This is a genomic window from Deinococcus sp. LM3, from assembly GCF_002017875.1.
Classification (GTDB): domain Bacteria; phylum Deinococcota; class Deinococci; order Deinococcales; family Deinococcaceae; genus Deinococcus.
Genome location: NZ_MUFV01000001.1, coordinates 2253991 through 2265628 on the forward strand (window position 1 = coordinate 2253991; position 11638 = coordinate 2265628).

Sequence of the window (11638 nt, forward strand, 5' to 3'; positions counted from 1 at the left end):
CTACGCTCGGGACATGAGCGCCGCGCAGCCGTCCAGCCTCCCGCACGATTCCCAGTCCACCGGCACGCCGCCCGGCAGTGTCCGGCTGCTGGGCGTGCAGGCCCGCGCCGCCGCCCGCGTGCTGCGGTCCCTGCCCACCGAACGCAAGGTCGCGGCGCTGCACGCCATCGCCGCCGGACTGCGCGCGAACGCCAGTGCCATCCTGGCCGCGAACGCGCAGGACGTGCAGGCGGCCGAGGCCAGCGGCCTGCCGGAGGCGATGGTGGCCCGCCTGCGCCTGGACGCCCGCGCCCTGGAAGGCGTCGCCGCCGACGTGGAGGCCGTGTCGCGCCTGCCCGACCCGGTCGGCGAGACCACCCCGCCCAGCACGCAGCCCAGCGGCATCCGCGTCAGCACCCGCCGCATGCCGCTGGGCGTGCTGGGCGTCATCTACGAGAGCCGCCCGAACGTGACCGTGGACGTGGCCGCGCTGGCCGTCATGAGCGGGAACGCCGTGATCCTGCGCGGCGGCAAGGAAACCGTGCACAGCAACGCCGCGCTGGAAGACGTGATCCACGCCGCGCTGCGCGAGCAGAACCTCCCGGCGCACGCCGTGCAGGTCATCCGCGACCCGGCCCGCGAGCGGATGCTGGAACTCCTGAAACTCGACGATCTGGTCGACGCGATCATCCCGCGCGGCGGGGCGGGCCTGCACCGCTACTGCGTCGAGAACGCCACGGTGCCCGTCATCGTGGGCGGCATCGGCGTGGTGCACATCTACCTGGACCCCAGCTTCACGCGCGACCCCGCCGACGTGACGCGCGCGGCCGCGATCATCCACAACGCCAAGGTGCAGAAACCCAGCGCCTGCAACGCCCTGGACACCCTGCTGATCCACGAGCAGTCCCTGGGTGCCCTGCCCGCCATCGCGCGCGACCTGCACGCCAGTGGCGTGACCCTGCGCGCCGACCCCGCCGCCCACGCCGCCCTGAGCGCCGCCGGGATCACCGCCGAGCCCGCCACCGACGCCGACTACGGCACGGAATTCCTGACCCTGACCGCCAGCGTCCGCACGGTGGCCAGCCTCGACGAGGCGCTGGACTTCATCGCCGCGCACGGCAACCACACCGACGTGATCCTCACCCGCGACGACGCGCAGGCCCGGCGCTTCGTGCAGGACGTGGACTCGGCCGCCGTGATCGTGAACGCCAGCCCCCGCTTCAACGACGGCGGCCAGCTCGGCCTGGGCGCCGAGGTTGCCATCAGCACCCAGAAACTCCACGCCCGCGGCCCCATGGGCCTGCGCGAACTGACCACCACCAAATGGGTCGTGGAAGGCAACGGCGAGGTGCGCGGGTAGATGGTGAACGGTTGATGGTTGATAGAGGATCGACTTTCTCTATCAACCATCAACTTTCAACTATTCACACTCCAAGCGGGACGTCTACCCCAAGTTCGGCCAGCACGGTGCGGATGGCCTGCGCGTCGATGCCGCTGCGGGCGTGGACGCTCTCGACGGTGGCGTGTTCCTGGAATTCGTCGGGGATGCCCAGGACGCGTACAGGGGTCTTGATGCCCTCGGCGTTCAGGAATTCCAGCACGGCGCTGCCGAAGCCGCCCACGACGGTGTTGTCCTCGACCGTGATGATCGCGCGGGCGCTGCGGGCCACCTCGCGCAGCATCGTTTCATCGAGCGGTTTGACGAAGCGGGCGTTCACGACCCCCACGCCGTCCAGACCAGCGGCGGCTTTCTGTGCGTACTCCAGGCCCTTACCGCCCGCCAGGATGACCACGCCCTGGCCGTCCTGCACGCGTTCCCAGGTGCCCCACTCCAGGTCGGGCCAGTGGCCTTCCGGGACCGCTTCGGTGTTGCCGCGCGGATAGCGGATCGCGAAGGGGCCTTCGTGCGTCTGCGCGTACTTCAGCATGCCGCGCAGTTCCGCCGCGTCCCTCGGCAGGCCCACGCGCACGCCGGGAATGGAACGCAGGAAGCTCAGGTCGAACACGCCGTTGTGCGTCGCGCCGTCCGCGCCGACGATCCCGGCCCGGTCGATGGCGAACGTCACGTTCAGGTTCTCGATGGCCACGTCGTGCAGCACCTGATCGTAGGCGCGTTGCAGGAACGTCGAGTAGATCGCCACGACCGGCCGTAGACCCTGCAGGGCCATCCCGGCGGCGGCGGTCACGGCGACCTCCTCGGCAATCCCGACGTCCAGGTAGCGGTGCGGGTGCGCCTTCGAGTACCCGACCAGCCCGCTGCCCTCGCGCATGGCGGGCGTGATCACGAAGGTGCGGGGGTCCTGCGCGGCCAGTTCCGTCATGGCGTCCCCGAACGCCGCACTCCAGGAGTACGCCTTGCTGGCGCTGAATTCGCCGGTGTCCGGGTCGAACTTGCCGGGGCCGTGCCAGTAGATCGGGTCGGCCTCGGCGTAGCTCAGGCCCTTGCCCTTGGTGGTCACGACATGCAGGATGGTCGGCCCGTCGAGGTCCACGAGGCGTTCCATCAGCCACACGAGTTCCTGCACGTTATGGCCGTCCACCGGGCCGACGTAGCGCACGCCCATCGCCGCGAAGGGGTTCACGCTGGCCGGGTCGAAGAAGTGCCGCGTGGAGCTCTTGGCGCGGCTCATGAAGCTGGCCAGCGGTTTGCTGACGGCCTCCATGGCCTTCTTGCCGGCGCCCTCGCCCTCCTGGAACCACTTCTGCACCTGCAGGCCCCGCATGAACTTGTTCATCGCGCCGACGTTCTCGCTGATGCTCATCTCGTTGTCGTTCAGGACGATCAGCATCCGGCGGTTCATGTCCCCGATGGTGTTCAGCGCCGCCAGCGCCATCCCGCCGGTCAGGCTGCCGTCGCCGATCACGGCCGCGACCTTGTAATCCTGGCCCAGCGCGTCGCGGGCCATGGCCATGCCCAGCGCGTTGGCGAGGCTGGTGCTGGCGTGCCCGACCGTGATCGCGTCGTGCGGGTTCTCGCTGACCTTGGTAAAGCCGCTCAGGCCGCCCTCTTTCTTGATGGTCGCCATCTGCTCGCGGCGGCCCGTGATGATCTTGTGCGCGTACGCCTGATGTCCCACGTCGAACAGGATGCGGTCGCGCGGCGAGTTCAGGACGTAGTGCAGCGCCACGATCAGGTCCGTGGCCCCCAGCGACGACGCGAGGTGCAGGCCGCCCACCGAGCAGACCCGCACGATCTCGTCCCGCAGTTCCTGCGACAGGGCGGGCAGCTGATCCCGCGACAGGCGCTTGAGATCGTCGGGACTGCTGACCTGATCCAGCAGCGGCGTGCCGGACGGAAGGATGGAATCGGCACTCATTTACTGACCTCCTGAACGGGTGGTGAAGTTACGGCCCGTGAGCAGCAGTCCCTCGGGCGAGCGGACCTCGCCCACGAACGGCGTGAACCACAGCTGCTGCGTGGCCGGGAACAGCCCGCCCACCGTGTCGCTGATCTGCCGGGTCACCACCCACACGTCGAAGCGGCCGCCCGGCGTCTGCACGGTGCGCCGCTCCTGAACCACGTAACTGTAGTTCAGTTGCCCGCGTTTCTGCACGCTGCCGTCGTCCCCGCTGACCGTGATCTCGCTCTGCCCCTGCCACGCCAGACCCACGCGCCACGCACCCTCGGGCGGGTACTCCTGCCAGGGCGGGTCCAGGCGCACGTTCACGCCGGGCTTGCGGATTCCCAGCAGCCGCACGCCGTCCGCGCCGACCGTCCGGAACCACGTCTGATCCGCGCCGCGTCCCGTCAGCTGAAACGACAGGACACGCTGCCCCGCGAAGACCGTGGGCCCCAGCGACCGCAGGGTGTACACGGGCGCGGCGGCGTCCTCGCCTTCCAGCTGGTACGACCACGCCAGGCCGCTCTGCTGCGGGTAGAACGACACACCGCTCACGGGGGTGCTGGCCTGCACCGTCCCGGTCGTGGTCGCGGCCGGCGCGCAGGCGCCCAGCAGCGCCGGCACCAGCAGCGCCGCGGGCAACGCCGACAGGGGCCGGCGGAACGCCGGAGGCAGGGCAGAAAGGGAGGGGCCGCGCATGGCCTTCAGGGTAAAGCGCTTCATCCGGTTCATTCTGTCAGGAAACATGACATCTCCTCCGGGAAGAGGCCCCGCCCCCACCACAACCAGCGTTCCCGGCGCGGGGACAGCCGCCCCCCGACGGTACAACGCAGCCCGGAGGGGCGCAGGAGCCGTGGGGGGCCGGTCAGGGCGCTGGCCCCACCGGCCCCCCACTTCCGGGAACCTGCTCTGATCCTGATTGCCGGACCCGGACCCGGTGGTCAGGGCAAGCCCTTTCACCGCAGTCCGGACCGGCGCTCTCATACGGACTCCGATTGAATGGGCTGCAAAGACCGTTCAATCCGAGCGAAGCGAGAAGGAGAGAAACGGGTTCCGGACGTGGAGTTGGCAGATCGGTGATGTTCCGATCTGTTAACGAAACAAACGGAATCCGTATCAGTCCGGTTCAGCTCTTGTCGCCCGACACCTTGGCTTTCAGGGCGGCCATGGCGTCGTCGAGCGCCTGGGTGCGGCCCAGGTCCTTGAGCTGCGCGTCGAAATCGTTCTCCTGACGCAGTTCACCTATGGCGCGGTTGCGGTCTTCCAGGCCCGAGACGCGCTCCTCCATCTCCTCGAAGGCGTCCATCGCGCCGCCGGCCTTGCCGAAGCCCGACACGCGGTCCAGGGTCGCGCCGGCCTGCGCGGTCTTCTGACGGGCCGCCAGCAGGCTCTTCTTGCCTTCCATCTCGTCGATCTTGGCTTCCAGGGCGCGCAGTTGCGTCTTGAGCTGATCGACGGTGCTGCTCTGCACCGCGAGCTGCTCCTCGAAGCCCGCCGCGAGGTCCTTGGCGTTCTGCGCGCGCCTCAGCGCCTCGCGGGCCAGGTCCTCGCTGCCGCCGCGCAGGGCCTCCTCGGCTTTCTTCTCGTACTCGGCGGCCATGCGGCGGTTGCTGCTCGCCTCGCGGTCCAGTTTGGCGTTCTGGCCCATGGCGTCGGCGACCTCGCTGCGCGCCTCGGCGTACGCGGAGCGCATGTCACGCAGGGCCTGCTCGATGATCAGGCTGGGATTCTCGGCGCGGTTGATCAGGTCGTTCACGTTGGCGCGCAGCAGTCGGGACAGTCGGTCAAGGATGCTCATGAATTCCTCCTGGGAAGGTCGGGAACCGCCCGCGCCGAACAGTTCGGCCGGCGGGCCGGTCTACAGTCCGGTTGTGAACGCGAATCCGGAGCCTGCCGCACATCATTACGCGTTTGCGCCCCGGCAGGTTGCGTTTGGCGCCCGGAACGGCCGGACATGAAGCGCCCGTGAACGCCGTGGGGGGCGGGCCAGACCGGGAATGCCCGGCGCGACCCGCCCCCGCCTGACCGGGTGCTTCAGAAGACGATGGGTTTCAGACCGACGCTGTCCGGCCCGCACGCGACCGTCAGGTTGCTGCCGGCCGGGGTGACGGTGCAGCCCAGCGCGCGCAGCCCCGCCAGCGGGAAGATCAGGTTCCGGCCGTCGGTGGCGGGTGCCAGCGGCAGTTCCACCGCGCCGCCCGCCGCCTGCGCGGACTTCGCGCCGACCGTGACGGTCAGCAGGCCGTCGTCTTCGGTGCTCAGGCGGTACTTCCCGCCGCCCAGCGACGTGACCTTCACGACGCCCACGAGGTCGCTGCCCAGCACGTACGGCTGACCGCGCACGACGCCGGCCGGGGTGGCGGCCTTCGGGGCGGCGCTGGCGGCCGGGGCCGGAGCGGCCTTCAGGGCGTCCACGACCACCAGCGTCTCGGTGTCGCTCATGGGGCTCAGCAGCACGAACGCGCTGGCTTTCCCGCCGGCCGGGGCAGCCAGCAGCACGCTGGACTTCCCGCTGGACTTCCAGTCACCGGACGCCCGCGCCCCCAGCCGACCCTTGAGCAGCGGCCGCAGCGTCCCGGACGCCGACTGCGAGTACACGCACACGGCGTTCACGCTGAGTTTCAGCGCGGCCGGGCAGCCCACGATCCGCCCCTTGGCGACCCCGCTGACCTCGATGGCCAGGGCGCTCACGGCGCGGTCCGTGGCGGCCGACACGCTGCCGCCCTTGGCGGGGGCGGTCTGGGCCGGAGCAGTCTGGGCAGGGGCGGTCTGGGCAGAGGCGACCGGCGCCAGCAGGGCCCCCAGCAGGGTCAGGGTCCCCGCAGCGCGGGGGAGACGCCCGGAGCGGGCGGCAGCAGAAAGGGTTGAACGCATGACACGCATGCTAGGGCCGCAGCATGAGGGGCGACTATGAGTCTCGCGGCCCTGGTGACCCTGCCGGGGCGGTGCTAGCCTGCGCACGTGACGCGTTCCGGACTGCAAGACACCATCGCCGCCATCGCCACCGCCCCCGGCAGCGCCGGGGTGGGCATCGTGCGCGTCAGCGGCCCGGACGCCCTGCGCGTCGCGGACGGCCTGTTCCGGGGACGCCGCGCCCCGTCCCGCACGCCCGGCGGCCGCTTCCTGTTCGGGCACCTGACCGGCGAGAGCGGTGAGATCCTCGACGAGGGCCTGTGCCTGATCTTCAAGGGGCCGCGCAGCTACACCGGCGAGGACGTCGCGGAATTCCAGACGCACGGCAGCCCCGCCGTGCTGGCCCGCGTGCTGGCCCGCACCCTGGAACTCGGCGCGCGGGCCGCCCGCCCCGGCGAGTTCACGCTGCGCGCCTACCTCAGCGGCCGCCTGGACCTCGCGCAGGCCGAGGCGGTGCTGAACCTGATCGAGGCGCAGACCGACGCCGCCCGCCGCCAGGCCACCCTGGGTCTGACCGGAGCGCTCGGCGAGCGGGTCGAGCGGGTCGCCGCGAACGTCACCCGCACCCTGGCCGCCCTGCAGGCCATGCTGGACTACCCCGAGGAAGGCGTGCCCGACGAGGACCGCGCCCAGCCGCTGGCGGCTGCCGAGCACGACCTGAACGAACTGCTGCTGACCGCCCGCGCCGGACAGGTCGCCACGCGCGGCGCCCGCCTCGCCCTGATCGGCCGCCCCAACGCCGGTAAGAGCAGCCTCCTGAACGCCCTGGTCGGCTTCGAGCGCAGCATCGTCACGCCCGTCGCCGGCACCACCCGCGACTACCTCGAGGCGGGCCTGGAACTCGCAGGCGTGCCCGTCACGCTCGTCGATACCGCCGGCATCCGCGACACCGCCGACGCCATCGAGGCGGCCGGCGTCCGGCAGGCCCTGAACCTCGCCGGGGCCGCCGACCTGATCCTCGCCCTCGAGGACGGCAGCGCCCCCCGCGAACCCCTGCCCACCACCCTGGACCTCGGCAGCGGCCCCCGCGTCATCCGCGTGCGCACCAAGGCCGACCTGCCCCCCGCCTGGACCGACCCGGACGCCCTGAACGTCAGCGCCGTCACCGGCGACGGCCTGGGCACCCTGCGCGAGTCCATCCGCGCCGCCCTGCTCGGCGACGCCGCACGCGGCGAGGCGTGGCTGACCACCGAACGGCAGGCTGACGCCGCCCGCCGCGCCCTGAACCACATCCAGGCCGCCGCGCACGCCCCCGACGACCTCGCCAGCTACGAACTGGAGGAGGCCCTGCGCGCCCTGGCTGAACTGACCGGCCGCGACGTGCAGGAAGACATCGTGGACGCCGTGTTCCGCAACTTCTGCGTCGGGAAGTGAAAAGGGGTCGTGGGCAGGAGGAACGAAGAGGAAGGTGGGGCACTCCGGTTCTGTCGGAGTGTCCCACCTTCCTCTTCTGGTTGAACGGTTCTGCAACCTATTCAACCGGAGTCGGTTTTACATGTTGTGCAGGACGTTCATGATGTCGCCGTCTTTCATGACGTAGTCCTTGCCTTCAGTGCGCACCCAGCCCTTGCTCTTGGCGGCGGCCCAGCCTCCGGCCTCGACCATCTTCTCCCACTCGATGACCTCGGCGCGGATGAAGCCGCGTTGCAGGTCGCTGTGGATCTCGCCGGCCGCTTCAGGGGCGGTTTCGCCGCGGCGGATGGTCCAGGCGCGGACTTCCTTCTCGCCGCTGGTGATGAAGGTCATCAGGCCCAGCGTCTCGTACCCGACCTTCACAAGCTGATCCAGGCCGCTTTCCTGCACGCCCAGTTCGTCGAGGAACATGCGGGCGTCCTCTTCGGGCATCTCGGCCAGTTCACCCTCGATCTGCGCGCTGATCTTCACGACCTGCGCGCCCTCGGCGGCGGCGTACTCGCGGACCTTCTGCACGTACTCGTTGTCCTGCGTCAGGTCGTCCTCGCCGACGTTCGCCACGTAGATGACGGGTTTGGTGGTGATCAGCCCGAATTCCTTGGGGATGGGCGCGTCGTACGTGCCGGCGCGGGCGGGTTTGCCCTCGCCCAGCACGGCCAGGATCTGCTCGGCCAGCGCCGCCTGCTCACGCGCGTCCTTGTCGTTGCTCTTGGCTTTCTTCTGGAGGTTCTGGAGGCGTTTTTCCAGGCCGCCGAGGTCCGCGAGGATCAGTTCGGTGTTGATGGTCTCGATGTCGTCGATGGGGTCCACGCGGCCCGCCACGTGAATGACGTTCCCGTCCTCGAAGCAGCGGACGACGTGCGCGATGGCGTCCGCCTCGCGGATGTTCGCCAGGAACTGGTTGCCCAGCCCCTCGCCCTGACTGGCGCCCTTGACCAGACCGGCGATATCCACGAACTCCACGAAGGTCGGCACGATGGGCGGGACGCGCTCACCCTTGGTGAACACGCGGCTCAGCGCGGCCAGACGCTCGTCGGGCACCGTGACCCGGCCGACGTTCGGTTCGATGGTCGCGAACGGGTAGTTCGCGGCGAGCGCCCCGGCGCGCGTGATGGCGTTGAACAGCGTGCTTTTCCCGACGTTCGGCAGACCCACAATTCCAATAGCAAGACCCATTTCGACTCCTTCACCCGCCTGTCCTGCGCGGGGCAACCCTCAGAGTTTACCGCAGTCCGGGCAGCGCAGCGGGGCAGGAGGGAAGCCGGAGACGCTCCGGCCGGATCAGCTGCGCCCGTTGCCGGCCGCGAGGGTGGGCGCGGCCGAGCGCAGCTTCTCGGCTTTCAGGTCTTCCGGGTCGCAGGCGCGGCCGTTGCGGTTGTAGTCCAGTTCCGGACGGAACCCGCCCTCCTGGCGGCGCAGGTCCTTGAATCCCAGCGGCACCAGTTGCCGGCAGGAACCCGGCACGCTGACCGAGGCCCGCAGGATCCAGCCGCGCGTGACCTCCTGACCGACACTGACCTCGCACCAGCGCGGAAAGCAGCGGTACACGGTGAGGGGGGTGCGGACCGGGAGGGTGACCAGCACCCTCGAACGGGGGTCCGGCTGCGCGTACTGCGGCGTTGGGCTGGTCACGGCGCCGCCGGCGGGTTTGACCGTCCCGGCGTTGGCCAGCGGCGGAAGCAGCAGGGTCGCGGCCAGCAGGGTCGCGGACCACCACGGCGCGGCGGCCGCCGCCCGCTGCAGGGGCGGGGGCGGGGGCGGCCGCGTGGCAGTGAGGTTCATGACCCAGGGGTAGCACGCCGCCCGCCGGCCCCGCCAGCCCCCGGATGACCGGGGTGTGTCTGGCCGGCGCTGTTCCGGTGGTGGCCGGATCAGCTGATGGCGGACCGGCTGATGGCGGGCAGCGCCACCGTGAAACGCGCGCCGCCCAGGCTGGCGCTGCCCGACAGGTGCGCCTCGCCGCCGTGCGCGGCGGTCAGGGCCCGCACGATGGCCAGGCCCAGGCCGCTGCCGCCGGTGTCGCGGGTGCGGCTGCCGTCCAGGCGGGTGAAGCGCGTGAACACCGCCTCGCGGCTGTCCTCGGGCACGCCGGGGCCGTCGTCCTCGACGTGCAGCAGCGCGCGCCCCTGCACGGTCTCCACCTGCACGCTCACGCGGCTGCGGGCGTGGCGCAGGGCGTTGTCCACGAGGTTGGTGGTGATCTGCCGCACCCGCACCGGGTCCGCGCGGACGGTCGTCTGGGAGGCCTGCACGCTGAGGGTCACGCCGCGCGCCGCCGCCCGGTCCTGCAGGTCGCGCACGACCTCGCGGCCCAGCGAGCCGAGGTCCAGCGGCTGCGGGTTCAGGGCGAGTCGCCCGGCCTCGGCCAGGGTGATGGTGCGCAGGTCCCCGACCAGCCGGGTCAGGAGTTGCGTCTGGGTGCTGAGCAGGGTGATCTGCTCGGCGTTCAGGGGGTACACGCCGTCCTCCAGGGCGTCCAGGCGGGCCTGCATGACCGCGATGGGCGTGCGCAGCTCGTGCGCGATGTCGGCGACGGCCTGCTGCCGCTCGTGTTCCAGCGCCTGCAGGTTCTCGGCCATGTCGTTGAAACTCTGCGCCAGGGCGGCCATCTCGCGTTCGCCGCTCTGGACGGGTGCGCGGGCGCTCAGGTCCCCGCCGGCCAGTTGCGCCGCCGCGTGCGAGACCGCCGAGATCGGCCGCGCGATCCGGCGGGCCAGCAGCCACGCCAGCAACGCCGAGGCCGCCACGGCCAGGGCGCCCACCTGCACGAGGCTGAGCTGCACGTCCCGCACGAAATTCTGCGTGCGGTTGGGCGGCGCGTCGCGGGGGCCGGGCTCGGCGCGCAGGCCGCGTGGGCGGCGGCCCTGCGTGACTTCGGCCCGCTCGCCGCTGGGCAGCACGATCACGCCGTTCACGTCCGGGCTGCTCTGACCGGGTTCCAGGAAGGGGTCCACCACCATCCCGGTGCGGATCTCCGGGACGGGCGGCGTGGGGGTGATCACCTCGCCGCGTTGCAGGGCCGCCTGCCGCTCGCGCATGGCGAGCTTGATGTCCTCGGGCAGGCGGTCCACCTGCCGCTGCACGACCAGGTTCGAGAACACCAGCACGCTGCCCACCGACACGCCCACCACCAGCAGCATCGCCAGCAGCAGCGTGACGGCCAGCGGCCGGCGACTGACGCTCCAGAACCCCGGCTGCCGCGCCCGCGTCAGCGCCGGTTTCAGGTCCGATGGGTTCACGGGCTGGCCTCCAGCCGGTACCCGACGCCCCGGACGGTGTGCAGCAGGCCGCCGGCGTTCGCGGCGTCCAGCTTGCGGCGCACGCTGGCGAGGTGGGCGTCCACCACGCGTTCCAGGGCGTCACTGTCGGGCAGGGCCGCCGCGAGCAGTTCCTCGCGCGAGAAGGCCCGGCCCGGCGATTCGGCCAGCTGCGACAGCAGCCGGAACTCGGCGGGCGTGAGGTTCAGGACCTCGCCGTCCACGCGGGCCACGAAGCCCCGGCGGTCCACTTCCAGCGGCCCGACCCGCACGGGGCGTTCCGTGTCTTCCGGCGCGGCCCCGGCGCGGCGCAGCACGGCCCGCACGCGCGCCATCACCTCGCGCGGCCGGAACGGCTTGACGACGTAATCGTCCGCGCCGAGTTCCAGGCCCACGATCTGATCGGTCTCCTCGGCGCGGGCCGTGACCAGGATCACGGGGGTCGCGCCGTCGCCGCGCACGGTCCGCAGCACGTCCAGGCCGCTGCGGCCGGGCAGCATGATGTCCAGCAGGATCAGGTCCGGATTCAGGGCGCGGAAGGCGTGCAGGGCGGCGTTGCCGTCGGCGGCGCGTTCGGTGCGGTAGCCTTCCTGCCGGGCGTAGGCTTCCAGGACTTCGGCCAGTTGCGGTTCGTCCTCGACAATCAGGATCAGGGCACTCATGACGGCATGGTAGGTGAGTTGCGTGAAGGTCGGGCGAAGTATTCCGGCGGCATTCAGGCGTACTTTCCGGTGT

The 11638-nt window shown here is 71.0% G+C and carries 10 protein-coding genes; 2 read left to right on the forward strand and 8 right to left on the reverse strand.

What is annotated here, in order from left to right:
• The first annotated feature begins 13 nt into the window (after nucleotides 1-13).
• Nucleotides 14-1339, forward strand: coding sequence for a glutamate-5-semialdehyde dehydrogenase (locus BXU09_RS10585; RefSeq protein ID WP_078302347.1), 1326 nt, complete (start codon nucleotides 14-16; stop codon nucleotides 1337-1339).
• A gap of 64 nt (nucleotides 1340-1403) precedes the next feature.
• On the opposite strand, the gene dxs is transcribed toward BXU09_RS10585, so the two are convergent.
• From dxs to BXU09_RS10605, 4 genes are all read right to left on the reverse strand, one after another.
• Entirely contained in the window at nucleotides 1404-3296 is a 1893-nt protein-coding gene (dxs, locus tag BXU09_RS10590) for a 1-deoxy-D-xylulose-5-phosphate synthase (protein ID WP_078302349.1), read from the reverse strand.
• A complete protein-coding gene (locus BXU09_RS10595) occupies nucleotides 3297-4043 on the reverse strand; it encodes a hypothetical protein (RefSeq protein WP_078304961.1) in 747 nt (248 codons plus the stop codon).
• Nucleotides 4044-4446: 403 nt separating this feature from the next.
• The gene (locus BXU09_RS10600) at nucleotides 4447-5118 is read right to left on the reverse strand and encodes a PspA/IM30 family protein (protein WP_078302350.1); all 672 of its coding nucleotides are present in this window, start codon (nucleotides 5116-5118) and stop codon (nucleotides 4447-4449) included.
• A 236-nt stretch (nucleotides 5119-5354) separates the two neighbouring features.
• On the reverse strand, nucleotides 5355-6194 hold the full coding sequence (locus tag BXU09_RS10605; protein ID WP_078302352.1) for a hypothetical protein: 840 nt from the start codon (nucleotides 6192-6194) through the stop codon (nucleotides 5355-5357).
• 87 nt (nucleotides 6195-6281) lie between these two features.
• Between BXU09_RS10605 and mnmE the strand changes: the two genes are divergently transcribed.
• Entirely contained in the window at nucleotides 6282-7607 is a 1326-nt protein-coding gene (gene mnmE, locus BXU09_RS10610; protein WP_078302353.1) for a tRNA uridine-5-carboxymethylaminomethyl(34) synthesis GTPase MnmE, read from the forward strand.
• Nucleotides 7608-7724: 117 nt separating this feature from the next.
• On the opposite strand, the gene ychF is transcribed toward mnmE, so the two are convergent.
• The 4 genes from ychF to BXU09_RS10630 all read right to left on the reverse strand — a co-directional run bounded on the left by ychF (nucleotide 7725) and on the right by BXU09_RS10630 (nucleotide 11565).
• Nucleotides 7725-8822 carry a redox-regulated ATPase YchF gene (gene ychF / locus BXU09_RS10615; RefSeq protein ID WP_078302355.1) on the reverse strand — a complete coding sequence of 366 codons (1098 nt, stop codon included), beginning with the start codon at nucleotides 8820-8822 and terminating at the stop codon, nucleotides 7725-7727.
• A gap of 105 nt (nucleotides 8823-8927) precedes the next feature.
• Nucleotides 8928-9428: a hypothetical protein gene (locus tag BXU09_RS10620; protein WP_144012071.1), complete on the reverse strand. Its 501-nt coding sequence runs from the start codon at nucleotides 9426-9428 to the stop codon at nucleotides 8928-8930.
• A gap of 89 nt (nucleotides 9429-9517) precedes the next feature.
• Nucleotides 9518-10885 (reverse strand): ATP-binding protein, encoded by a 1368-nt coding sequence (locus BXU09_RS10625; RefSeq protein ID WP_240501181.1) that lies wholly within the window; start codon nucleotides 10883-10885, stop codon nucleotides 9518-9520.
• Entirely contained in the window at nucleotides 10882-11565 is a 684-nt protein-coding gene (locus BXU09_RS10630) for a response regulator (protein WP_078302359.1), read from the reverse strand. Before BXU09_RS10630 ends, BXU09_RS10625 begins: the two co-directional genes overlap by 4 nt.
• Nucleotides 11566-11638 lie beyond the last annotated feature (73 nt).